20 protein-coding genes and 1 pseudogene are annotated in these 25,976 nt (G+C 37.6%); 16 read left to right on the top strand and 5 right to left on the bottom strand.

The features are described from left to right. The 3 genes and pseudogenes from H4J70_RS01670 to H4J70_RS01660 all read right to left on the bottom strand — a co-directional run. Nucleotides 1–541: pseudogene (locus tag H4J70_RS01670) on the bottom strand (transposase); the annotation flags it as partial. Between the two features lie 238 nt (nt 542–779). Continuing rightward, complete coding sequence (locus H4J70_RS01665) at nt 780–3,116, bottom strand: ATP-binding protein (protein WP_182250533.1); 2,337 nt, start codon at nt 3,114–3,116, stop codon at nt 780–782. Nucleotides 3,117–3,694: 578 nt separating this feature from the next. After that, on the bottom strand, nt 3,695–4,408 hold the full coding sequence (locus H4J70_RS01660; RefSeq protein ID WP_182250532.1) for a hypothetical protein: 714 nt from the start codon (nt 4,406–4,408) through the stop codon (nt 3,695–3,697). A gap of 592 nt (nt 4,409–5,000) precedes the next feature. Between H4J70_RS01660 and H4J70_RS01655 the strand changes: the two genes are divergently transcribed. The 9 genes from H4J70_RS01655 (at nt 5,001) to H4J70_RS01615 (ending at nt 13,676) form a co-directional block, all read left to right on the top strand. Beyond that, nucleotides 5,001–5,378, top strand: coding sequence for a MerR family transcriptional regulator (locus tag H4J70_RS01655; protein WP_182218027.1), 378 nt, complete (start codon nt 5,001–5,003; stop codon nt 5,376–5,378). A 64-nt stretch (nt 5,379–5,442) separates the two neighbouring features. Continuing rightward, entirely contained in the window at nt 5,443–5,832 is a 390-nt protein-coding gene (gene merC / locus H4J70_RS01650; protein ID WP_182218008.1) for an organomercurial transporter MerC, read from the top strand. Beyond that, nucleotides 5,820–6,035: a GDCCVxC domain-containing (seleno)protein gene (locus H4J70_RS01645; RefSeq protein WP_182218009.1), complete on the top strand. Its 216-nt coding sequence runs from the start codon at nt 5,820–5,822 to the stop codon at nt 6,033–6,035. Before merC ends, H4J70_RS01645 begins: the two co-directional genes overlap by 13 nt. 171 nt (nt 6,036–6,206) lie before the next feature. Beyond that, entirely contained in the window at nt 6,207–6,989 is a 783-nt protein-coding gene (locus H4J70_RS01640; protein WP_182218011.1) for a class D beta-lactamase, read from the top strand. Nucleotides 6,990–8,367: 1,378 nt separating this feature from the next. Then, nucleotides 8,368–8,700 (top strand): AlpA family transcriptional regulator, encoded by a 333-nt coding sequence (locus H4J70_RS01635; RefSeq protein ID WP_182245119.1) that lies wholly within the window; start codon nt 8,368–8,370, stop codon nt 8,698–8,700. A 2-nt stretch (nt 8,701–8,702) separates the two neighbouring features. After that, on the top strand, nt 8,703–9,602 hold the full coding sequence (locus tag H4J70_RS01630; protein WP_182245118.1) for a toprim domain-containing protein: 900 nt from the start codon (nt 8,703–8,705) through the stop codon (nt 9,600–9,602). Further along, on the top strand, nt 9,602–10,942 hold the full coding sequence (locus H4J70_RS01625; protein WP_182250531.1) for an AAA family ATPase: 1,341 nt from the start codon (nt 9,602–9,604) through the stop codon (nt 10,940–10,942). Before H4J70_RS01630 ends, H4J70_RS01625 begins: the two co-directional genes overlap by 1 nt. Before the next feature lie 257 nt (nt 10,943–11,199). Next, a complete protein-coding gene (locus tag H4J70_RS01620) occupies nt 11,200–11,673 on the top strand; it encodes a terminase small subunit (RefSeq protein WP_182250530.1) in 474 nt (157 codons plus the stop codon). Nucleotides 11,674–11,936: 263 nt separating this feature from the next. Continuing rightward, nucleotides 11,937–13,676 carry an LA2681 family HEPN domain-containing protein gene (locus H4J70_RS01615; protein ID WP_182244488.1) on the top strand — a complete coding sequence of 580 codons (1,740 nt, stop codon included), beginning with the start codon at nt 11,937–11,939 and terminating at the stop codon, nt 13,674–13,676. A gap of 220 nt (nt 13,677–13,896) precedes the next feature. On the opposite strand, the gene H4J70_RS01610 is transcribed toward H4J70_RS01615, so the two are convergent. Beyond that, nucleotides 13,897–14,634, bottom strand: coding sequence for an endonuclease (locus tag H4J70_RS01610; protein ID WP_182244487.1), 738 nt, complete (start codon nt 14,632–14,634; stop codon nt 13,897–13,899). A 522-nt stretch (nt 14,635–15,156) separates the two neighbouring features. Between H4J70_RS01610 and H4J70_RS01605 the strand changes: the two genes are divergently transcribed. Next, nucleotides 15,157–16,641: a P-loop NTPase fold protein gene (locus H4J70_RS01605; RefSeq protein WP_182244486.1), complete on the top strand. Its 1,485-nt coding sequence runs from the start codon at nt 15,157–15,159 to the stop codon at nt 16,639–16,641. A gap of 239 nt (nt 16,642–16,880) precedes the next feature. Here H4J70_RS01605 and H4J70_RS01600 read toward each other — a convergent pair whose 3' ends face one another. After that, nucleotides 16,881–17,024, bottom strand: a complete 144-nt coding sequence (locus H4J70_RS01600) for a hypothetical protein (protein ID WP_182244485.1) — start codon at nt 17,022–17,024, stop codon at nt 16,881–16,883. Between the two features lie 544 nt (nt 17,025–17,568). Here H4J70_RS01600 and hsdR point away from each other — a divergent pair. The 6 genes from hsdR (at nt 17,569) to H4J70_RS01570 (ending at nt 25,871) form a co-directional block, all read left to right on the top strand. Then, nucleotides 17,569–20,013 (top strand): EcoAI/FtnUII family type I restriction enzme subunit R, encoded by a 2,445-nt coding sequence (hsdR, locus tag H4J70_RS01595; RefSeq protein ID WP_182244484.1) that lies wholly within the window; start codon nt 17,569–17,571, stop codon nt 20,011–20,013. 80 nt (nt 20,014–20,093) lie between these two features. Continuing rightward, nucleotides 20,094–21,590 carry a type I restriction-modification system subunit M gene (locus H4J70_RS01590; RefSeq protein WP_182244483.1) on the top strand — a complete coding sequence of 499 codons (1,497 nt, stop codon included), beginning with the start codon at nt 20,094–20,096 and terminating at the stop codon, nt 21,588–21,590. A gap of 2 nt (nt 21,591–21,592) precedes the next feature. Next, nucleotides 21,593–23,320: a restriction endonuclease subunit S gene (locus tag H4J70_RS01585; protein WP_182250529.1), complete on the top strand. Its 1,728-nt coding sequence runs from the start codon at nt 21,593–21,595 to the stop codon at nt 23,318–23,320. 39 nt (nt 23,321–23,359) lie between these two features. Next, nucleotides 23,360–24,484 carry a DUF4268 domain-containing protein gene (locus H4J70_RS01580; RefSeq protein ID WP_182244481.1) on the top strand — a complete coding sequence of 375 codons (1,125 nt, stop codon included), beginning with the start codon at nt 23,360–23,362 and terminating at the stop codon, nt 24,482–24,484. Nucleotides 24,485–25,176: 692 nt separating this feature from the next. Further along, the gene (locus tag H4J70_RS01575; protein WP_182244480.1) at nt 25,177–25,530 is read left to right on the top strand and encodes a RusA family crossover junction endodeoxyribonuclease; all 354 of its coding nucleotides are present in this window, start codon (nt 25,177–25,179) and stop codon (nt 25,528–25,530) included. 65 nt (nt 25,531–25,595) lie between these two features. Next, the gene (locus H4J70_RS01570) at nt 25,596–25,871 is read left to right on the top strand and encodes a hypothetical protein (protein ID WP_182244479.1); all 276 of its coding nucleotides are present in this window, start codon (nt 25,596–25,598) and stop codon (nt 25,869–25,871) included. The last annotated feature ends 105 nt before the right edge of the window (nt 25,872–25,976 follow it).

Raw genomic sequence — 25,976 nt, 5'->3', positions numbered from 1 at the left:
TACAAGCAAGTAATGCCCCTTCATCGAGCAGGGCTTGAGATTTAAAGCGTCCTTCCCAAAAGTGCCCAGTACATTCATCTTCTTTATTGGCTTGTCGAGCAATAGGCTCGTTTAATGCCCGCATATACCAACTGATATCGATTAAGCGCTGTTTATAGACCTGTGCTGTTTCTTCAACCATTTCCATTTCGAATGTCGTTAATGATTGCTCTTGTTGATATTGACGGGTCAACAGGGTGCCTTTAAACAACTTATGCCAACGGAACAGTACCTCGAGCGTCGTCCAGTTGTTAGCTTTTTCACTATCAACATGAAGGACTAAATGTAAGTGATTATTCATGACAGCGTGAGCACAAATATCAATAGCAAAGACTTGAGATAATGTAAAAATACGCTGTTCAATCCAATGACGCCTGTGCTCGTAACTGACACCGGTTTCTTTATCAACACCACATAAAAAGGCTTTTCGAACGGTTTGACTGCAAATATGATAATACGGTGTATCAGATAAACTAATTTGTTGTGAACGAGGCTTGGGCATAATAATCACCACACTTATAAGAGGGTAATTTAAGTGTAGTTTATTATTGAAAATACAAACAAGTTATTATGGGTGGCTTAATTAATGTTTTTTATGAGGAGTACCGATAACACTACTTAAATCACATCTAAAAATAGACTAGTTACCATCATCATGAACGTTTAAGAAACATATTACCCTATCTCCTAAATTTTGCTTCTAAAGGCATAGATTTATTTGGTGTTAGTTACCTGCGGAACTAAAAGATATATTCTGATATCATCAAAAAAACTGTTTTTTGCTTAATGGGTTTAGTCATATAATCATTCATTCCTGATTTAATCGCTTTTTCAGTATCTTGGATACTAGCATGAGCTGACATACCAATAATTACAGTATCATTATCAAACATTCTAATTTGTTCTGTGGCTTGTAGTCCGTCTAACTCAGGCATTTGTATATCCATTAACACTAAAGAATAAGTATTGTTTTTCATTTTTTCTACTGCTTGTAAGCCATTCTCTGCTATATCAATTGAAATACTTAATGGCTCTAGTGTTTTTTTAGCTACAATTTGGTTGATTCTATTGTCTTCAACTAGCAAGATTTTTTTTCCATACAAAGCTGCTTTTAATTTTACTAAATCAAAATCAGCTGATTCTTCTATTTTTTTCTCTAACTTTTCAGTAGAGTATGTCAAAGGTATGGTGAATGTGAATTCAGTGCCTTTATCTCGTTCACTTTTTAGTGTGATTTCCCCCCCCATCATTTCGACTAATTGCTTACTTATCGCTAATCCTAATCCTGTGCCACCAAACTTTCTAGTGATTGAATTATCGGCTTGAGAAAAAGCTATAAATAAGTTTTTTTGTTGTTCTGGCGTTATACCTATTCCTGTATCTTTAACACTTAACTCTATGATAACGTTATTTTCGTTTTGTCTTTTTAGACGAGTGTTAATATCAATACTGCCATGTTCCGTAAATTTTATAGCATTACTAACCAAATTAATGATGATTTGTTCTATTTTTAGTGGATCACCAATTAAGTGGCTAGGAATCGAATCATCTAATAGGAAATTTAATGATATATTTTTTTTATCAATATCCGACTTACAAATTTGTGTTATTTTTTTAAGAATAGCACTAAAGCTAAATGAGATTTTTTCCAACTCAAGTTGCTTGGATCCTATTTTAGAAAAGTCTAATACGTCATTAATTATTTGCAGTAAGTGTTCACCTGAACGTTGTATTTGTTCAAGTGAATCATCTTTTTCAAATAAAACTTTGGTGTTTCTTCCTATTTCAGCAAAACCTAACACTGCATTCATAGGGGTTCTTATTTCATGGCTCATGTTTGATAGAAAAATAGATTTTGCATTATTTGCTGCATTTGCTTTATCAATAGCATCATTTAGCGCATTATTCTGAGACTTTATCTTTGATAGATTCTTTGAAATTTCTTGGCTCATGGTGTTTATCCCTTGAGCTAAAGTACCTAATTCATCCGAACGACAATCTTTAATTAAGTCTTTATAATTACCTAATGCAATGTTATTAACTGATTTGTTCATCACGATAAGTCGTTTAAAAACCAGCTTGTTCAAAAAATAAAGTGTAAGTGCAATAACGCTAAAAAGAAGTAGGGTGCCAACTAAAAAGAGAGGCAGAATAACAATACTTCCTTCCATTGCTTCTTTTGAAAATAAACTCATTGCATACCATTCTATTTCCTCGATATACACAATAGCGGCTATATAATTAATTTCATTAATTCTGATATCAATCGTTTTTACCAAATGACTATTAGTATTATTTTTTAGTTTTATTAAGCTGCTTTTATCTAGATCATCCCCGATGACTTGATGCCATTCTTTGTTGGACAAAAACTTTGAAAGAGAGGGATGATAACGACTGGTATTTTCATTCAAACTAGTACGAAATACACCATGATTATCAATAAGTACATCTAAAATATCTTGGTTAGAGGTACTGAGTAATTGATTAGTAATAGTTGAGACTAATGCGTAGCTTCCAACCGTTCCAATGACTTGATCATTTTCTCTTACTATATAATCAAAAAAAACATAGGTGTTTCCATCAATAGTATTAATATCAGCATCGACATAAAACTCATTATTTTCTTTTAGCTTTTTTGGTAGCCAAGAATTTTCTTCTAATTTCAGCGGAACCGTTTTTATGGTATTGCTCTCTTTATTCCAATCAATACTAGTAAGGGGGGCAATTGAAAGGATAAACCAGCCATAGCAATCTATAACTTGACAGTCTTTTTCAACAGACTGAATCGCTTTTGTTTTAAATTTTTCATTATCGTTATTTTTCATCCAGTCTTGATATGTATTATTGAGCAAGGAACGTTTAACTAGATTTAAGTTTTGTGTAAAATGACTGAGGGCTTTTTCTTTGTTGATAATGGCATGTTGAAGCACCATTTTTTTACCTAAATCTTGTTCAACTCCAGTAATAAAATCTTTTAAAAAATATGAAAAAAACACTAATACAAGAGTAAAAACCAAAATAATTAAAAAGATTATTCTAAGACGAATCGATTTGTTTTTTATGGATTTATTAGTCATCAATTGGGGCGATTTATTAATATTCTTACCGTAGTTATAAACCAAATATCATTATTAAGCAAAGCAAAGTCTATACTGATAAGGCAATACATTATATGTAACCTTATAGCTAAGGGCACCTGCTGTTAGCGTTTGATATCGGGTATGTTATCTCCCCACTTAATTTAGGAGATAAACATGAGAATTACGCTTAGCCAAGAACAATGGCAAACCATCATTGACTATTGCCAGTGATCAACTTCGAGCTTTTATGCGTGGTGATCTGCTAATCATTGTAGGCGGACACCTGAAATAATTTATAATTTTTCGCGTCAAAATTAGTAAGAAAAAACAGTCATGAACCTTTTATAGTTTGGATGAAGTAGAATATTACTTTTAAGGTGATTTAGGTGAAATCGTCATATAAATTTAGATTGGTTTGGCGAATATTACTCAGACATCTCAATAAGCTGAACATAAAGAAATTGTAGATTTTATTTTAATAAAAATATTAATTGTAACTATATACGGTATCACTATTTTATCGGCTTACTATTTATCAATACACACTAAAGATATAGTTAATTTATTAGAACACTTTAATTACCATCGGGGGAAAGAGTTTCTTTCAAGGAGTCTCTATAAGTTTTTTCATAAATATCAATATTCATTTGTTGCAATATTAAAGTCAGTTTAGGAACCAATTTGTGATGTTTTTTATGGAGATAATGAAACAACGGTTCACGGCCTAGTGATTCACTGTAATGGCTGGTAGAAAATTTAGAATCGACGCTCTTAAAATAGGCACCTATCGTTAGAGGTAAAAGTAACACGTCAATTCTATTTTTATTTAACATATTAATACCTTCTTTGTGGCCATTAACTTTATAGCAGTCCACTTTCATTGTTGTTGATATTTTTTCCACAAGAATAAGTCCTCGAACACATCCCATCCGATAAAAACCATTTATGTTATTTTTCTTCTCCAATAGCTTTTTATTATAAGTAAACATTCTGATATCAATATGATTAATTGGTACTGGAATTTTTATTAAGTTGCCATATTGATTTTCAATTTTTGAAATTCTTGAGACATCACCATCTATTATGCCATTGTTTGCCAAGACCAAAGATCTAGCAATGGGTACATGTATTACCTTTAATTCAATACCTATTTTTTGATATGCTTTTTGAAGTATTAATTCAGAAAAATTTTGTAATACAGCATCTTCCCCTCGACTCAACGTTATTGATTTTGAAAACGTTGATAGTGAGAAAAACGATAATAATATAACAAAAGCACAAAATTTCATAAAACACCCAACCTTTAGAGCGAAATATAATTATAGCAGATGTAAATTGAGGGAAAAGAAACGTTATTGTTTTGTTCAAATACCCTAGTGGACTTCCTTGACTTTGCTTATAAACACCTCTAGTTGAGGTTACAATGTAACTCATTTGTTTTCTAGCAAGGTTAGGGAAGTTCATAATGTCTGTTTTGATGACACTGTGGGCTAATTATTGAATTGAAATAAACCTAAAAAATGTCGGCTTTCGGCTCATTGTGACTGCTAGGAATAGTGATTATGTTCTCAATTTACGAGCGCTTACTGTCCCAAAGCTGTAGGTATGGTTCTAACACCTTAGGTCTTCAAATCGGCATAAGTGACGGTTAAACAAAAGTCCAAACCAATTTAGTTTTAGCCTAATATTTGTAGGTTCTAATGTCCCCTTGGTGCGCTAAAGCGGAAATTAGCAAGTAGTTATAGCTAACGTCTAGTTCAAGGCTCAAAAAAGACACTCAGCGTTATTAGCAATAATGACTTAATTGAACGATAAGCAATGATTTAATATACTTCATTTCTCAGATTGTGAAATCATTTAACTTTATAAGTGACTATAGGTATGAAGACAATTGGCAAGCTCGCCAAAGAGTTAGATATAAATATTGAGACCATAAGGTTTTATGAAAAAAAAGGACTTATTTCTCAACCTATTAAGCCAGAAAATGGTTATCGTTTATATAGTAGTGCTATTGCAGACAAGCTTAGGTTTATCGCTAAAGCAAAAGCTCTTGGCTTTACATTAAAAGAGATATCCTCACTAATGTCTATGGAAAATAACTGCGCCCAAGTAGAAAGCCTAGGTTTGCAAAAATTGGATATAATTCGAAATAAAATATTTGATTTACAGCGTCTAGAGAGCGTTATTAGTAAAATGACAAATTCATGTAAAACCAATCAAGACCAATATTCTTGCCCTATTATTGACTCATTAAAGTAATTGTTGACTCCGTATCTGTATACGGGGTTTATCGTGATGATAAATTACTTAGGAATGATTCTATATGATAAACAAATTACTCGATAAAGTTGGCTCTGGTGGGGTTTGGATAGCAGCCCTTAGTTGTACTGCCTGTTTTCCTGCATTAGGCTCGTTGGTATCCGTATTTGGTTTGGGATTTCTTTCGTCTTTTGAAGGCGTTGCAGTAAATACTTTACTACCTATTTTCGCTACCCTTGCGTTACTCGTAAATATATATAATTGGTATCGCAATAAAAGCCATTTAAGAGGTGCTTTAAGTATTCTTGGTCCTACAGCTGTTTTACTAACACTATATCCTCTTTGGCAATATGGTTGGAGTACCTATTTATTCTACTTTGGCATAAGTTTAATGGTCGTAATGTCAGTATTAGATATTGTAAAACCTATAAAGGAGATAATATGCAAAGTATAAAATTAAACTCAACAATAACTTGTCCTGAGTGCGGACATAATAAAACAGAAAAAATGCCAACCAATGCCTGTCAGTGGTTCTATGAATGTGAATCATGCAAAGCATTATTAAAGCCCTTAAAAGGTGATTGTTGCGTTTTCTGTTCTTATGGAACTGTTAAATGCCCACCAATTCAAGAAGGACAAGGTTGCTGTAATAGCTAACCGTCTATGTCCGCTGTGGTGGCATTTTTGCCAGTAATGAGAGAATTATTGGTTCGGTCAAATCTATGTGTTTTGAAATACCCATAGTTGACGTAACCATTTGAAGTGGCTTGATTTAAGCTTGGTAATAAACAGTTCATATTGAAACCATAATAATTATATTGGACAAAAATGATAAAATTTAAAAAGTTATTAATTTCTTTACTAGGGTTTAGTTTTTCGATAGCAACTCATGCTAATTCTTTATGTTATAGCTCATGCACCTTTGTTCTAAAAAGTGAACAGTCTGGTGAATACAGCATTATAAATCCCGAAAGGGCTGTTAAGCGAATGACACCTTGGTCAACATTCAAAATTCCACATTCCCTTATAGCTTTAGATACAGGCGTCATTAAAAATACTGAAGTAGAGCTTACTTTTGATATAGCGGATTATCCAATTCAAAAGTGGTGGCCTAAAACTTGGTATGAAGCACCTATTTCTTTAAGGGAGGCTTATAAGTATTCGGCAGTTCCTATCTATCAAGATACAGCAAGTAAAATTAATAAAAAGAGAATGAGTCAATACTTAGCTGATTTTCAATATGGTAATCAAGATATATCATCAGGTATTGATAATTTTTGGTTGAATAAAAGTATAAAAATAAGTGCTAAAGAGCAAGTCGACTTCCTTCAACGCTTATATAATCATAAGTTAGCAGTATCGAAAAGTTCATTGATGCAGTTGAAAGACATCATGTTAGCTGAAACTACCGAAGATTATAAACTATATGCCAAAACGGGAGCTGGTGGAGTCGCTAAAGATAAGGCCCTAGGCTGGTATGTAGGGTTTATTGAAACCAAGAAAGAAACTTATTATTTTGCTTTAAATATTGATGGTAAGTCTTTCAAAGAGGTCATCAACACTAGGATTGATGCTGCAAAAGAGCAACTATCGTTAGCGGGAATAATATAACTTAATAATAAATAGCCACTTCAGAATAAAATGCCCTATTGGTACTGAGCTAGTATTCGTTTTATGATGAATGTCGGCAATGGCCAAGCAGACCTTTGGCTATGATAAATTAAACAAAAATTAAGACCGCTTTGTAGCTTCCTGACATAATCGATTAGAACAACCCTTCTTAATAGGAAACACCAACCTAAAGTAGAACATACTTAAGGTCTTTATAGTCTCTGATAACTGTTGATGGGTTTAATAGATGTGTAGATTTACGGTTAAGAGGTGTAAAAAAGTCAATTAAAGTCTAATTACATTGTTATATAACAGGACGATTATTTACAATTTATTTTGTTACATTAATTGCTACAATCTATCGATAAATTCGCAATATGTAATTTTTTGAATCAGCGAGTATATATGAGCTTGCAACACCTTCATGTGTACCGAGGCGTTACTTCTTGGGTCGCACGGAATCATCATGTAATTTATCCCCTAAAGACCTTATATCATCAGACTCACTTAGTTTAGGATCTGTCCGTAGTAAATTGGTCACTTGTTGAAGGGAATTTCTTTAGATACCATCTACAAATCAATAAGAGATAGTTATTTAGATTAGCCGTAACAATTTGTTTATTAAAGCAAAAACGGGATTACATCGCTGTAATCCCGTTCTTTAATTTGGTGCCGCTACTGGACTCGCTTTATGGTTTTAACCTTATGATTCTTAATGCTTTATTCTTTGTTTTCTTTTGGTGGTACTGCTTTTGGTACTGCTTTTTAAAAGTGTTACTCACCCAAAATATAAAAACAATTATACGTCGTCGGTTCGAGTTCTATCGATAATCATTTTATCGAAAGTCGATTTAAACAACCCGCGCCCTATAGTTAGAGCCTCTGCGTAAGAGGTCAGATGATATAGGTCATTGTTCAAAAGGGCATATACAACTTGCCTGACAATGCCCATTATTTAGAGTAATAACAACAAAAATGTCTATTAGAATACAGGTATACCTCCCTTTAGCGCTATTTCAAAAAACAACCGTGATAACTAATTAGTATCTCGGCTGTTCTTCTTAAACACACGGAAATAATGGCGTTCGTCAAGTCATAAATGATACACATTTCGATTTAGTACACCATTTAGTACACCATTTAGTACACCATTTAGTACTATAAAAATAATTTTATTTTTTGTTTGTAATTCAAATAGATAAGTGTGAATCTATAGCTGTCCGATATGGTTTTACACGACACTATAACGAATGAATATTAGCTGACGGTTTTGTTTTTAATTAAGATTGAATGCTATAAATGAATGCGACCCCAAGACGGCAATCTTGAGGTCGCACGGACAATAACGTCCACTAACAAAACAGGAGTCTCACCACAAATGAGCACCCCCAAACCAAATGTAGTCGATCCCGTTGATCAGATCAACGAATACAAGCTTCTAAACTTCCCTCTAGCAGTTGATAAGTTAAAGCTTATAAGAAAAACAGAAGTTTTAGCCCTAACTTGTATGTCAAAAAGTACCTTACATTTAAAACTCAAAGACGGCCTTTACGCACCATCAATTTCAATTGGTGATCGGGCGGTTGCATTCATTGAATATGAAGTTTTATCGGTTATTTCAGCGCAAATTCAAGGGAGAAGCAAAGAAGAAATACGCTTGCTTGTAAAAGAACTTGTAGCTCAACGTCAAAATATCACCGTAGGAGCGTAAGCATGGAATATATTAATGAAATGATCACATTCGCTCGTGAACAAGGTGCGTCGACAAATACCATAATTCCTGATGGAAAATTACGCCGCTATAATTCAGCTGAGAAGCCAAAGAGTCATGAAATTTGGGCAGTAGCGTCGCAAACGCATATTACTGTAGGCAATTGGCGAACTGGCATTCAACGTACATGGCATCCAAAAGGGCATGTGGTAACATCCCAAGATAAAGAAGTACTTAGGCTTGCCCGTTTATCATATAAAGCAGAGAGCGCTAAAAAGCAGCTTGAAGCAGCCAAAGAATGCAATCTTATTTGGTCGCAAACGTTGCCAAGTCATGAGCACCCTTATTTAACGCGTAAAAATATTCAAACTGGTATCGCTCGTGTCGATCGATTCAATAATCTAGTTGTACCGTTAAAATCACTCGCTGGGGAGCTTATGTCGCTTCAGTTCATTACCCCTGCAGGTGATAAACGCTTTAAAAGTGGTGGGAGTCTGAAAGGTAATGCCGCAATGATTGGAAGCCTTAAAAGCGCTACTACTTTACTTGTGTGCGAGGGCTATGCAACAGGTTGCTCATTGCACGAGGCAACAGCATTAACCGTCGTTGTCGCATTTAATGCCGGCAACTTAGATAGCGTCTGTACTTCACTCAAGCTTAATCATCCAATGTTAGAAATCATTCTTTGTGCCGACAACGATCACCGAGCAGAACAAAACGGTCAAAAAAATGTGGGGCTAGATAAAGCGAACGCCGTTGCTAAGGCTTTAAATCTTCAAATGATATGGCCTAAGTTTGATACCGACAGTTTAGGTAGTGATTTCAATGATGTGCACTGTCAGTTTGGCTTAGATGGCTTGCGAATAATGCTATCACCTTCTTTAGATTGTGAGATTTCATAATGACATTTTCAATGAATGTTGAAGAGTATGCGATAAAACAAGGCTTCCTTCATTTGCTACGACCATTACCAGATCCAATAAAGCCATCCGATTTAAAACCGTTAGAAAAGTGTACGAAAACCGAACCTATTGTTAATAATCCAACCCTTGGTGAAACCTTGCCTGAAAGGCTGGGTATGAGAACAATTTCTAGTGACTTTGATGCTGCAACTATCCCAAAACGTAACTGGATCATTGAACGCTACGTTTTAGGTAACTACATAGCAATTATTGGTGCTGGTGGCGCTACAGGTAAATCAATGATTACACTCTGCCTTGCTGTTTCAGTGGCATTGGGGAAAGATTTACTTAACTTAGGCGATACGGTTCAAGGCAATGCTTTAGTGATAAATAACGAAGATGACGATGACGAATTAGATCGACGACTTGCCGGCATCTTTAAGCTTTATCGAATAAAGAATCATGAAGTAACCGATAAGCTTTATATAAAAAGTGGTTATGGTGAACGGGTCACTATTTCAACTAACTCAACTATTACAGGTAGTACGTCTATGATGTCACCAAACGTTGAAAAAATTATTAAAGAAATTAAACGTTGTGATATTAAGTTGCTAATCGTCGACCCTTTTGTGAGTACTCATCAGGAGAGTGAAAACGACAACTCAGCTATCGACAATGTGATGAGCTACTACCGCCATATTGCGAGTGAAACGGGTGTGGCTATTTTCCTTGTTCACCATACGAGAAAAGATGGTGATGAAGCTGATAGTCGTGCCGGTGATGTTGATGTAATGAGGGGCGCGAGTTCATTAAAAGATGCCGCAAGACTTTGTTTCACCTTAGCAAAAATGGGAAAAAAAACTGCGAAGGATCACGGAATAGATGATAAAGCTAAAAATCAATTGTCGCGCTTAGACGATGCAAAAAACAACTTCACATTATCAGATGGCAAAGCCAAGTGGTTTAAAATGGAAAGTGTACAAATAGCTAACGGTGAGTGGCTGGGCGTACCTCGCTCTTATGACCTGCCAGATGCCATAAACGGCAAGGAGGCTAGCAGTGAGTCAAAAGAACACACCACCTTTAGCTATATCGTCCGTGGTGTTCTTTCGCTTAAAGGCCCAGAAGGTGGCGCTGTAAAACGACCTGAGCTGATGGATCAATTGTCAAAAGAGTCCGGTCATAAAAATACTAAGTTAGGTGATGACTTACAAGCACTACCTACAGGTTCATCTAATGCAAGGCGTGTAAATGTATATGGCCGTTTTTATCGAATCCATCAAGTTGAAGGTAACCATAGTAAGGCTGCAAAAACTATACACGTAATACTAGATGAATAGGTAATCCACATACCCGTTTATCCCCCATATTTAAGCGGACAACCTATTTCTATTGACCTAGAGAGAAGTTTATCCGCATATCCGCTAAAACTTCAGGGTATGACCGTGAAACATACCGTGAAACCACTGTCAATGCTGAATACCCGCATACCCGCATATCCGTCTACTACGTAGATGAACCAAGGTTGGGTATGGCTCAACTGCCGTAGTACTCATATGTTAAAACATTAAACTAATAATAAATAAAGAGGTAAACCATGAGCGAACTAACCACTAAGCAAGATCGTTTCGTTGAGGAATATGTAACAGACTTTAATGCGAGCCGATCGGCTGTCAGCGCCGGTTATTCTGAGAAAACAGCTCGTTCTATTGCTAGCGAGTTATTGACCAAACCTGACATTCGTAGCGCTATTAAACTGCACTTAGAAAAGCTATCGACTGAAACATTCATTAACCGAGAAATGATTTTAACCGGTTTATTGAAAGAAGCTATGGATCGAGGGGAACGAAGCACTTCAGCATCTCGTGTCAATGCGTGGGACAAGCTAGCTAAGGTTTCTGGACTTTATCTTGATGTTCAGGTGACAACGACTGTTGATGATATTATACGTGATATAACACAACGTAATGCGGATAGTCGCGCTGTAAAAGGCTTGCTGCCGAAGGATAATTGTTGGATGCCGCCGTTAGAAGTTGACGAACAACGTGAGTATTATACTCGAAGAAAATAAAAGTAATATTAGCCCCCCCCCATAGTCCATACAAATAAATGTGGCGGGGGCATCTATATATACAGATCAATTATGGGAAAAATATTAAATTTTAAGCTTCAACACGTCTTTGGCTAATGCTAGCCTTATGTTCGCTTGGTACGATTAGTTGGCGTAAGGGATTGAAAATATTAATGTCTCCTTAGAGCGAATTGCAGACGTACAGCCAGCACCTTTTGTGCTACCATCAGCCCAATAAATATTGATCATAGTGATACTTGAACATGGATGGAAAGCAGCAAATCACGATTGAAAAGCATCATGCGAAATCAGAAAAGATAGATGAACTTTGCGATGCAAATGATTTTGATGGAATCATATCGATTTGCCGTGAGCTTGTCTCATATACGCATTCTTCTGCATTAATCAGACTTCACATTTACTACAACATAGGTTCTGGTTACAGCCATGTGGCTTCTCGACGTGACAATCAGTTTGGCAGCAAAACATCCGGCCTGGCGCTTCTTAACTTTCGCAAAGCAATGGCGGAGGCTAGTTTAATTGAGCAAGAAAGGTTTACAGGTTTATACACCCAAAACGAGATACTGGCCTTTGATGAACTCAAAAGTAGGCTTCAGACGAATTTGGCAAATGAACTCGATTATCAAGGTCGTCGATTAGAGGCACTTGCAGCATATGAGCACCCGATAAAATCTGGAAACGTTTACGCTGTTATGGGAAGAGCCAGATGCGTTTATCGTTTGGCAGAAAGTGTTTATGATGGCGGTCATGCTTTTTATCTTTACCGAGAATCAGCCAGATGCTACGAAGAAGCGTTAGCCAGGATCAATGAGTTCGCACCAATACAGCGAGCAGCAATTCAGAGTGACCCGTTTTTTCAGCATTTTTTGAATTGGTTTCAGCAGGAAGAGCAAAAAATCGGTTCCGATTATGCTGAACTTGAAGATCTCCCTGGTACTATGTTCGATACCAGAAAAGAGAAGGAGTACTTCGCTTGGTGTGCTGAGCATCGACTATTCGTAAATGAGTTGAATGCAATTTCAACGGCAGAAGTCGTTAATCATGACATATTAAGCTTGCCTGACTTTTCGGCTCGTATTAATCCACTCCTTACCTCTTCAGAAGAGCTTGGTTTCCACGGCCACTTCGACGAACTCAAAACAGACTATTGTTACGCAAGATATTTGGCCTATATGGGAAGCTCTATTCCCTTGTTCGACGAGCATTTCTTTAACTCAACATTCGAACACGTTGACACGCTAGATTACGAGATAAACAATTTAAAAACCAATCATCTCAAATCTTGCTTCAGGATCAACTATTCCATCTTCGACAAGATTTCATTTTTTCTTCACCGTTTTTACAGAATTGATGGAACACAGAATGATCACAAAGTAGATTTCAAAACCCTTTGGTTCAAACCAGGCAATCAACACTTGAAGGATATGTTTGAAAATAGCGATAACGAACACTTCAGGGCCTTATACTTCCTTTCTCATGAGATAAGACAAGGTAATAGGAATACTCCAGAAGACGAAGATTTGTCTTATTGGTTTGATCCAGACACTCAGCGTCTTTTCAGAATCAGGAATGCGATGGAACATCGCTCCCTTAAACTGGTGGATAACTTTTGCCACAGACATGTTGGACATTTCAGTAACGACCAAGATGCCATTGATAACCACGTTTCCGATATCGATAGAATACGTTCGGAACTGCAACAACTACGCAAAGCAAAACTGAAAGATCCATCTTCGGATCTGGACAACCAAATATTGGCGTTAGAAAAGCGTATTGTTAGACTTGAACAGGATTTAGATGAAAAAAATCGCATGTCCAATTATGCGTTGGTAATTGGCGTGGAGGAATTTGAAAAGCTGACTCTGAAGCTTCTGACGTTGGCTAAAGATGCATTGATATATCTATCTCTTGCGATACATCATGAAGAGATGAAAAAGCCACAAGATGGCTTAGTCATTCCAAAGTTGATACCAAAAAAGTAAAACGTTCCTTTTTACGTAATGAAGCTTTCTAAAAGCATAATTGAAGCTTAGTATGCTCATTAGACGTCTAATCCTGCATCCACTACGACCGTCTGCTAGTGGTACTAAAAAACCGTCTCAAAAGTACGGTTTAGTACCTATAATATGTCAGTAATGTGGCATTACTAGCCCTTAGTTGGTAACAGTAATATCTTATATTAAGCACTACTGAGGTATACAATTACCAAACACCAGCAGACTTACACCTGCTTTTGACAATATCGTTATCGCTTTGCTGTATGCCAGTGATCTTCTTAGCTCTCGCACACTCCCAAGCATTTACAGGGTACATTTTATCCCAAGCATTCATAAGCTGGCGCTGTGGTTTACTCATGTTATATCGCTTATAAGTGCCTTCCATATATAGATACGTGCGAGCTATTTGACCTCTAGCAGCTTCAGGCGGTTCTGCTTTATGGTTATCTATTTTCATGGTGCAACTACCAAAGTCACTTTTTACATTAGGTAGCATGGTGAAGTTATAATTACTTCTTAATGCGTTCACAGCTCCAATAGCAGGGTAAAGGTTAAACATGTCGGCTTGCATGTAACGATATTCAGTATTTACTTTCTCAGCGCACTTACGGCCTTTAAATGCTTTGCCTTTATTACCAATACACTTTTTATGGCCATCACGCCACTCACTAAAGGTACGGCCAAAGTTTTCAGCCGGCACAACATGTTCCCATTCGACTTTTTTAGCCCGCTTAACATATTTAGTCGTAGTGAAGCCTTTTGGTGGTTTTACCTTTTTCTTAGCATCAAAAGTAGCACCACAATAGAGAGTCTTGCGGTAATTGTTGTAAACCTGCTTTTCTAAGATCTTTTTAGCTTTACCAAATGATTGAACTTCTTGGTTGGCTGCTAAGGTTGAAGTGGTGACTAATGATGTGAAGAACAGTATTGTTATTGCTTTCATTTTTGTTCTTGAAGTTTAATTTGGATGTGAATATGCCAGTAATTTTTAATTGGTGCAATGCGTGAGTGTGCTGTGTAGGTTATTGTAAACTGATTTTCTACCTTAATAGCCCATTATGATAATCCTAACTTTTAACTCAGTAAGGGGATTTATGATCGAGTAAATGTGGCATATCTTTTTACCGTGGGGCAATGATAGCCTTCACATTAATACTTTCTTGTTCTTATTAATTAATCTTTCTATGCCCCTGTAACTCAATCCTAGAGCATATTTTAATCGGAGTAACATACTGAGCTTATATCTCATAAAGCTTAGTTTTTTGATCTGTAGAGCTAAATTGAAGGGGATAACGATGTTAGATGTTGATTACAAAAATGCCTCACAGGTTATAGCTAATATCTTCGTTAATTCCTGTAAATAAAGCTCTCTAATGTAATGATGGTTTACGGACAGGACTTAAATGGATAAAATATAGCTTTTATAAAGCTCTTTTACATTAACTTAAGGTTGTACGAAAACTATATGGATATTTCAGATTACGCGAGTAAGTTTAAAGACTGGAAAGAGCAGTACGACTGGGATACGTGTAAAACAAACAGGAAAGAGTTTGGCTCTTTTATTGCGAACTTCCTCACGACTGAGAGTCGGGTTATAAACTTGGATGGTACATATGGTTCAGGTAAGACCGAGTTCATTAGGCGTTTATATGTAGAGCTTGCAAAGAAAGGGCATCCTGTAGTTTATATTGATGTTTGGGAGAGTGATTTTTCTAACAACCCTCTTGCTGTTATCTGTAGTGAGCTACTCCAGCAGATTGAGTTTGTACTTAGAGAAAAAGCACCCAACGGAAAAGCTAAAGAAAAAGGTGAAGCCAAGAAAGTATTCAACAAGATGAAAGATAAGCTAGGTATTTGTTTGAAATACCTAGCGACCATGAGCCCACTGATAGGAGAACCTGTCGTTATAGGTAGCACGAAAGCAGCATCAGCAATTGTAAGTGCAACACCTGATTTAAAAACTCAAACAGATTCTCAGAAGTATGTAGAGATAGTTCAAAAAAATCACATAGAGGCTGTTCAGGCCGTTAAAGATATAAAGGAATACATAACCTATTTGTCTGATTTGATTGAAATTATTTACGAATTAAGGATCCCGATAGTCATTTTAATTGATGAATTAGATAGATGTAAGCCTACCTATGCTATCGAAGTCTTAGAAGTCATAAAGCACTTCTTTGAAGCGAAAGGCTGTACGTTTTTAGTGGCTACTAACACAAGCGTTTTGGAGCACTCTGTTGAATCAGTTTACGGTCAAAATTTCGATGCAAAGCTTTATTTGAGAAAGTTTTTTGACCGAAAGATTAACCTGCCACAAGTTTCTCTGTTGGAGTACTTAATGGCCAAAGATCTTGATTTTGATAAATATAAGACCGGCTCTCTTCTTCTTTATCCATTTACTGAAAATCAGCAGGGTAATATTGGACTGTTTGCGGCTTTGTTTGAAAATAACAATATTGAATTAAGGGATGTTGAGCAAATACTTAATAGGTTTTTTGCTAGCTTAGATTACGCTTTAAAATTCTTGTCAGCTTCCGATACACTTGTAAATACTGTGGTATTGATGGTCGGGTTAATTGAGCAGCACTTAGACAAAGATATGCTCAAGAGTCGAACCAACAAAAGCGACACCTCTGTTGCGATAAATATTAATGATAATGATGTTATTGGTTATTCCTTAAGTGGTATGGTTCGGCACATGTTGAGGTGCGTAACTACGACAACATCTAAAGAAAGGCATGAGGATGGTCGGACTAAAACTTATAGTGTACCCCAAGAAATGCTAGCAATACAATCTAACTCCTTCTCAGGTATTCAATTGTTAGGTCAAAATAACTTTTCTGACAAGTTGATTATTGAGTTGATTAAGTATGCAGATAACGCTAATTGTAATTATTGGATGTGGAAAGATTACCAGAAGGTAATTGAACTATCTGGGCATATTGAGTAAGAGAAAGTTATTAAGACACCCATGATAAATTAACAGGGACAGTCATTCAAAGTAGCGCGGATATCGATACAATTTCTAATATAAAGTGTGAGTTGGAGTTAATTCATAATGACCGTTTTGTGCCTAAGCAATCCTTAAAATGCTGCTTTTTAATTTCAGTATTTGGTCAGCAAAGTGGCAACAGCAGTCTTTTGCACTGACCACACCCACCTTAACAGTTGCTTTTTTATTGGGGCAACTTAAGTGTTTGCTGTAGTGAGTGATGTCGATATGCTCCACATTGATAGCAGTTGGCTAAAGTCTTTTAGTTCATTGTCGGTGGCGCTGTCGTTAAGCACTTTATCCGCCAAAATATTCAAACGGTCAAAGTCATCAGTAGTCATATTATCTTCCTTGATTATATTGATACTGAAAGCTTAGATTACAGCTGAACATATGCAAGCTGTGCGGCTGTTTAAGGGGTGATATGATGTTATTGAATAATGTATGGCCGCGGCGAATAAAAAGGCTTCATCAGACCCTCGGAACATAGCGGTAAGTAAGGCCGGGGCTTTATATAGATAAATGGTTACCGATAAAACTATTGGTTATCGATAATTATACCTTCTTAAAATTTAGTTCCTAAATAATAACGGCAACGTAAGTAATTGATAGAATTTCGTTAAGGGACTTTAAGAAGCAAACTAAAAGCCAATATGCCGCCTCTTAGTTCTTGTATTAAATAAACTAATCTGTACCGCCATTGTGGTTAACATCCAAAATTTTTGATCTTAGCGTGCCTTGGCGTTAACTGTTTTTTACTTTATTTATCTTATTACTCAAACACTTGATTTAAGGTGGCTTTCATCTATTTCTATTGACAATAAGTTACAATTATCGCACCTTGTATGCTGCATAACGGACAAGCAGTAACACCAAGGCAAAATCATGGACAAAAAAAAGCTCTCCGAAACCGACATAATCAGCAAATTTATCATGCCCGCAGTACAAAGCGCTGGTTGGAATTTGATGAAGCAAATACGCCAAGAAGTTAAATTACGTGATGGTAAAGTTATCGTTCGTGGTCAACTCGGAGTACGTAAAACCGTTAAGTCTGCTGACATTGTGCTTTACCATAAACCTAATATGCCACTGGCTGTTATTGAAGCTAAAGCCAACAAGCATGAAATAGGCAAGGGCATGCAACAAGGGCTTGATTATGCCCGTTTGCTTGAAGTGCCCTTTATCTTTGCCTCAAACGGCGATGGCTTTATCTTTCATGATAAAACGAACCCAGCACAACTTGAATCACGCATAGAGCTTTCAGACTTTCCAACCCCAGAACAACTATGGCAGAAGTACTGCGCTTATCGCGGCTTTACAGCAGCACAGCTACCGTTAATTACGCCAGACTATCATGATGATGGCAGTGGAAAAGCGCCGCGTTATTATCAACTACAAGCGATTAATAAAACCATTGAAGCGGTATCTAACGGGCAAAACCGTATTATACTGGTTATGGCTACGGGCACTGGTAAAACCTATACCGCCTTTCAAATTATTTGGCGCTTATGGAAGTCTCGTCAGAAAAAGCGTATCTTGTTTTTAGCCGACCGCAATATATTAGTCGATCAATCAAAAAATAATGACTTCTTACCTTTTGGCTCAGCCATGACCAAAGTGACGAAGCGAACAGTCGACCCAGCTTTTGAGATACACCTTGCACTTTACCAAGCATTAACCGGCCCTGAAGAAAGCCAAAAGGCTTACAAACAAGTTGATAAAGACTTCTTTGACCTTATCATTATTGACGAGTGCCATCGTGGCAGTGCAAGTGAAGACAGCGCATGGCGTGAAATACTAGAATACTTTAGCGCTGCGACTCAAGTTGGTTTAACGGCAACACCCAAAGAAACCGAAGAAGTATCAAACATCGACTACTTTGGTGAACCGGTATACACCTATTCACTTAAAGAAGGCATTGAAGATGGCTTCTTAGCACCCTATAAAGTCGTGCGTGTTGATATTGATGTTGATCTACAAGGTTGGCGACCCACCAAAGGGCAAATTGATAAACAAGGCGAACTCATTGATGACCGTATTTATAACCAAAAAGACTTTGATCGCACCTTAGTCATCGACGAACGCACAACACTGGTGGCACAAACCATTACCAGTTATTTAGAACGTACAGATCCTATGGCTAAAACCATCGTCTTTTGTAACGATATCGATCACGCTGACCGTATGCGCCGCGCCTTGGTTAACTTAAATCCTAAACAAGTGGCTAAAAACGAAAAGTACGTGATGAAAATCACCGGTGATGATGAAATAGGCAAAGCACAGTTAGACAATTTTATTAACCCCAAAAAAGCTTATCCGGTTATTGCCACTACCTCTGAATTAATGAGCACAGGTGTTGATGCTAAAACCTGTAAGCTCGTTGTGCTTGACCAAAACATTCAATCGATGACCAAGTTCAAGCAAATCATTGGGCGCGGCACTCGCATTGACGACAGATACAATAAACTTTGGTTTACCATTCTCGACTTCAAAAAAGCAACAGAGCTGTTCGCCGATGAGAAGTTTGATGGCGAAGCCGTTAAAGTCATGGTGTCGAAACCAGAAGATATTATTGACGATGAAAACGACTCATTTATTGATGAACTTACAGGTGATGAGCAAGTAGACACAAGTGAAGGTGCTAATAATACAGTTACCGAACCAGAGCAAGACTTTGACACTGGTGCTAACCAAGATGATGGAGAAATTGATGCAGACTGGGGCGATGATGAAGACGAAAAACGTTTTATCAAATTCCAAGTATCAGGTGTTAAGGTTAAAAAGATGGCCGAACGTATCCAGTATTACGATACCGACGGCAAGCTAGTCACCGAATCGTTTAAAGACTACACCCGTAAAACCATTCAAAAGCAATTTACCTCACTTGATGACTTTACCCGTAAGTGGAATGCGAGCGAGCGTAAACAAACAATTATTGACGAATTAGCCAACGAAGGTGTTATATGGCAAGCACTCGAAGACGATATAAGCAAAGAACTCGACCCGTTTGACCTTATATGTCATATCGCCTTTGACCAGCCACCATTAACGCGACAAGAGCGTGCTAACAACGTTAAAAAGCGTAACTACTTCACTAAGTACTCAGAACAAGCACAAACAGTCCTTAATGCCTTACTCGATAAGTACGCTGACTCAGGTGTCACCGAGATAGAAAGTATACATGTGCTTAAAGTTCAGCCGTTCGATCAAATGGGCAAGCCAATGGAGATAGCAAAGCAAGCCTTTGGCAACAGAAAAGGGTATGATCAAGCCATAACCGATTTAGAAACAGCGCTTTATCAACATAGTAAAATCGATAAAGCCAGTTAACCTTAAACAAACAATTTTTAATGCACCATGAGCCAATCATAGGTGCATTTTATTATCCGAAGTAATAAGTAGAGCCCAATATGTCTGTCAGTTCAGTGATCAAGTCCATTCAAGATATTATGCGTAAAGATGCCGGTGTAGACGGCGATGCCCAACGATTAGGGCAAATGTCTTGGTTACTTTTTCTTAAAATATTTGATGCCCAAGAAGAAGCATTAGAGTTTGAACTTGAAAACTATCAAGAGCCAATACCAACGCAGTATTTATGGCGTAACTGGGCACAAGATAATGAAGGCATAACGGGTGACGAATTATTAGAATTTGTTAACGACCAACTCTTTACCGATCTTAAAAACTTAACCGCACCAATAAAGCTTAACCCACGCGGCTATGTCGTGCGTGAAGCCTTTAGCGATGCCTTTAACTACATGAAAAACGGCACACTACTGCGCCAAGTGATCAACAAGCTTAACGAAATTGACTTTACCGACTCACAAGAGCGTCATCTGTTTGGTGATTTATACGAGCAAATACTAAAAGACTTACAAAGCGCTGGTAATGCTGGCGAGTTTTATACGCCACGCGCCGTTACCCGTTTTATGGTTAACCGTGTTGACCCTAAGCTTGGCGAAAGCATAATGGATCCCGCTTGTGGTACAGGTGGCTTTTTAGCCTGTTCGTTTGACCATGTTAAAGACAACTATGTTAAAACTTCTGCTGATCACCAAATATTACAAAAGCAAATTCACGGCGTTGAGAAAAAACAATTACCGCACTTACTCTGTACCACCAATATGCTACTACACGGCATTGAAGTACCGGTACAAGTAAAACATGGCAATACCTTAAACAAACCGCTTTCAAGCTGGGATGAAGAATTAGACGTTATTGTAACCAACCCACCTTTTGGCGGCACGGAAGAAGACGGTATTGAAAAGAACTTTCCTACGGAAACCCGTACCCGTGAAACTGCTGATTTATTTTTACAGCTAATTGTTGAAGTGCTGGCGTCACCAACTGTTGGCAAAGATAACGAAAAGCAGGGTGGTCGTGCTGCGGTAGTATTACCCGACGGCACTTTATTTGGTGAAGGCGTTAAAACCAAAATCAAAAAGCTATTAACCGAAGAATGTAACTTACATACTATTGTGCGTTTACCTAATGGCGTTTTTGCCCCATATACCAGTATTAAAACTAACATACTGTTCTTTACCAAAGGCAAACCCACGTCAAAAGTATGGTACTACGAGCACCCATACCCAGCCGGCGTTAAAAACTACAACAAAACCAAACCAATGAAATTTGAAGAGTTTCAAACAGAAATTGACTGGTGGGGTAACGAGGCTGACGGTTTTGCCTCGCGTGTAGAAACCGAACAAGCATGGCAAGTGAGCATTGACGACATTATTGCCCGTAACTTCAACCTTGATATTAAAAACCCACACGTTGGCGAAGTGATCAGTCATGATCCACAAGAGCTATTAAGTAACTACGCTAAGCAGCAAGATGATATTCAAGCACTACGCGATCAGCTTAAAGGTATTTTGTCCGCGGCACTTGCAAGCGATGGTAAGTAATCATGACTGATGTTAATAAGCTAATTACCGACAATATCGATGTTTGGACTAGCGCCATTAAAAAGCGTAATGCCGTAGGGCGCGGTTCAAGTAATAAGATTGAATTAACCGGTATAAAAAAGCTAAGAGAGCTGATCTTAGAACTCGCCGTACGTGGCAAGCTAGGCACACAAAATGTTAATGATGAGCCTGCGAGTATTTTACTTGAAAAAATAGCAGAAGAAAAAACACAACTTATTGCACAAAAAAAGTTCAAAAAACAAATAGCGCTTCCTGTCATCACAGATGAAGAAAAAACGACTGAATTACCTATAGGTTGGGAGTGGGCAAGATTACAATCTATTATTCAAATATCATCAGGAAATGGTTTAACATCTAAACAAATGAACATGGAAGGAAAAGTTCCTGTCTATGGTGGTAATGGTGTTACAGGTTATCATGATGCTCATAATGTTGATAAGCGCACATTGGTTATAGGCCGTGTTGGCTTTTACTGTGGTTCAGTACATATTACTCCTGTAAGAGCGTGGATCACTGATAATGCATTTGTTACAACATTTTCTGAAGAAAATATTTATATTGATTATTTGTCTTGGCTATTAAAAGCAACAAACTTAAATGAGAATGATAGTGCAACGGCTCAGCCTGTAATTTCTGGCCGTAAGTTATATCCAATAGTTGTATGTTTACCACCACTAGCCGAACAACACCGCATCGTCGCTAAAGTCGATAAACTAATGGCCTTGTGTGACCAGTTAGAGCAACAAACCGAGCAAAGCCTAACTGCACACCAAACCTTGGTTGAAGTGCTACTAGCGGCGCTTACAGATGGTGCTGACGCAGATGACTTCCAAACAAGTTGGCAACGTATCGCCGAGCACTTCGACATCCTGTTCACCACCGAACACAGCATAGAGCAACTAAAACAAACCATCTTACAGCTAGCGGTCATGGGAAAACTCGTCCCACAAAACCCAAGCGACGAACCCGCAAGTATCCTCTTAGAGAAACTTTCTTTTGAGCAAAAGTCTTGGTTAGAAAGTAATTTAGCTGACAATGCTGAATGTAAGACCATGCTGCGTAAACTTAATAAGTTAAAGTCAGCAAATGCTCCATTTCTTTTACCAAAGAGTTGGGCTTGTGTTCATTTAATTCAAACAACACAGCTTTTAGTCGATTGCCACAATAAAACAGCTCCATACACCGACTCAGGGATTCCAATAATAAGGACAACGAATATTCGTGAACGTGAATTTCGCTTTGATGGCTTAAAGTATGTGAACGAAGAAACATATGATTATTGGTCACGCAGGTGCCCCCCTAAGAGTGGTGACATAATGTTTACTCGTGAAGCACCAATGGGAGAGGCTGCAATCATACCAGAGGATGTTAAGTGGTGCTTAGGCCAAAGAACAATGCTTATAAGGCCTATGCATGAGTACGTTTCTAACAAGTTTATACTTTTAGCTTTAACTGAACCTCATTTATTGGAACGAGCGTCGGAGCATGCGGTAGGTTTAACTGTAAAACACTTAAGAGTCGGTGATGTAGAAAACTTGAACATACCTTTGCCACCACTAGCCGAACAAAACCGCATCGTAGCAAAACTCGACGAACTAATGGCCTTGTGTGAACAACTCAAAGCCCGCCTAAGTGACGCACAAACCACCCAAATCCACCTCGCCGATGCCGTTGTTGAAAATGCATTAAGTGCTCCGGCATCAAGTTAATCAGCGGTAAATTAACGCGAACAAATTAAAAGGACTTTCATGTTTAAAATTGATTCAAGCAGTAACCGTATTTCACGTATTCAAAGTAAGAGTTTTTCTGAGCTAGGCTTTACAGAGCGGGCACATCTCCAAGAATGGTTAGCTAATGAACCAAATGCATTGGGTGAAGAGCTGTTGATCATTCAAAAAGAGTTCGATGGCTTTGATGATACGCGTGAGCGTCTTGATTTACTCGCGTTAGATAAAGACGGCAACTTAGTTGTTATTGAAAATAAACTCGATGACAGTGGCCGTGATGTGCTTTGGCAGGCGCTAAAATATGCGTCTTATTGTTCAAGCTTAACTAAACAACAAATAGTCGATATTTATCAGAAATATTTGAACCGTTACTGTGACGGTGAAGATGCTAAAGCTAACTTATGCGAGTTTTTTAATCTTTCCGATCTTGAAGAGTTGGTACTTAATAGCGGCAATGCCCAACGGTTAGTGTTTGTAGCAGCTAATTACCGTAAGGAAGTTACCAGCACTGCTTTGTGGCTGCTTAGCCATAACATTCAACTACAGTGCTTTAAAGTAACGCCGTATGCGATGAGTGATGAACTATTTTTAAACGTTGAACAAATTATTCCGACACCTGAAGCCAAAGAATTCATGATTGGTATTAACGCTAAAGAAGCTGAAGAAATCCAAACTAAAACAGAGATAAGCAACCGGCATAAAATACGGTCAGAGTTTTGGGGGCGTTTGTTAGACGTTCTACATCATAGTGATTGTAAGTTATTCAACAATATAAGCCCTAGCAAAGACAATTGGGTCTCTACAACGGCAGGAGTTTCAGGTTGTGGTTATTTCTTAATTTTCAACAAAAAGGAAGTACGAATCGAACTTGTATTTCAACGAGGTAAAGCTGAACGTAATAAACAATTTTTTGATAAATTAAAAGTAAATGAAGATGTTATCAATGACACCTTTGGTCAACCCCTTACATGGTTAAGGCAAGATAATGCCAAGCAGTCTAAAATAGTGATAGTAAAAGAATGTGATGCTTATGAAATTGACAACTGGCCCGAACTTATTCAGTGGTTTCTTGCTACCACAATAAAATTTGAAAGTGCGTTTAGGGTGCATTTACCTAAAACGAACCAACAGTTAAAAAGTATGTAGGGTGATAAATTATGGATGATTTACTAGAACAATCAGAAGCCCTTAACAGTGAATTCAGTCGTTATTTTGACATTTAGATAACGACTCTATTTTCGCGTTATCTTCGAATTACCCTAGATGTGTACTAAATGACGGTTCTATATGAGCCGTTTTTTTATGCCTGGTCTTTGGTGAATTCGTAGCAAATCGCGCAACATTCTTTGTAACGGGGCTAGTTTTGGGCGTATCAAACCGTCAAAATACGCTGTATAAAAAATAGGCGAATGCTCTACAGAGCAACGCTTCCACGTACCTCCAGAGAAGTTACGTTTGTAACGGTGCTGAAAAGCTAATAGGAATTAGAGTAAATACTTCAAACATGGCTGTAGGCGTTGGTATATAAGGGTTTGTTTTTGGTTTTATTGGTTTTGAATGTTTGAATCGGTAATACTATGGGGGGTATATTTGGATAAGCTCCGCTTATCTGTTCGGCGTGACAAGTTGGAAGTTCCTTCCTTTGTCTCGTCCGACAAATATATCCTATGAATACATAGTTTGTCTATAGTGACCGACGTGTTTTAATTACTAATTTTTGTACTAAATAGGCTAGAGGTCAAAAAAGCCAGTCGAAATTAAATGAGTGATTTTCTTGTTTGAAAGATGAATGTTTAGAAGTGAATATATTTGTACGTTCAATTGATAGTTGATTATTGATGTATAAATTTACCTTGCCGTTTCCACCATCGAACAATACTTATTATAGACATGTTGATGATAGGGTGTTGTTGAGTAAGAAAGGGCGCGATTACAAGCAAGCTGTTGTTGAAATATTGCAAAGGCTTGGACTTGCTAAAATAATGATTGAAGACGCTGTATTGATTCGTTTAGAGCTTTATCGCGGTGATAGACGTTCTTATGATGCTGATAATTTTAACAAGGCTGTTTATGACTCATTATCTCACGGTGGCTTCTGGGTCGATGATGAATTTCAAGTTGAGGGCATCGTTACGCGATCAATACGCATACACCGCAAAACAAGAGAGTTATCGAATGTATGCTTTCGTTGATGAAGCTTCTACTATATGTCAGCAGAGAAGGGTTTGATCCCTTAATCCGAAACAAGTCAGTTGTAGTGCTAACTAATAATTACGACTTCACTTGTGCTGACCAGTATATTAATCCAATAGTGAGTCGTTTCTTCAGGTTACAAAATTACGGCAACTTGATTGATGACTGGCATGGGTATCCACATGACCATAGTAAAAAAGTTCGGCGAGAAGAACGTTTGCCTGAGTGTGTTGCTTTAGGTAAACTCCTACACTTGCTTACACAGCTAGCAATTCGTCTAAAAAGCTTTCCGGCTATTAGGTTGTTGCCGTTGAAAGAACGAGCAAAAAACAGCATGTGAAGCGAGGCTTTTACCGCCAAGTTACACTAGTAAGTGGCGAGATATTTCTAAGGTTTTGTGTTTAACATACCTATTGTTGCGCAATATTCGTAACAGGGTGGTATT

It is taken from the genome of Colwellia sp. BRX8-9, assembly GCF_014077245.1.
GTDB lineage: Bacteria > Pseudomonadota > Gammaproteobacteria > Enterobacterales > Alteromonadaceae > Colwellia_A.
Note: the sequence above shows the minus strand (reverse complement) of the source record. Positions and strands in the feature narration are given on the sequence as shown.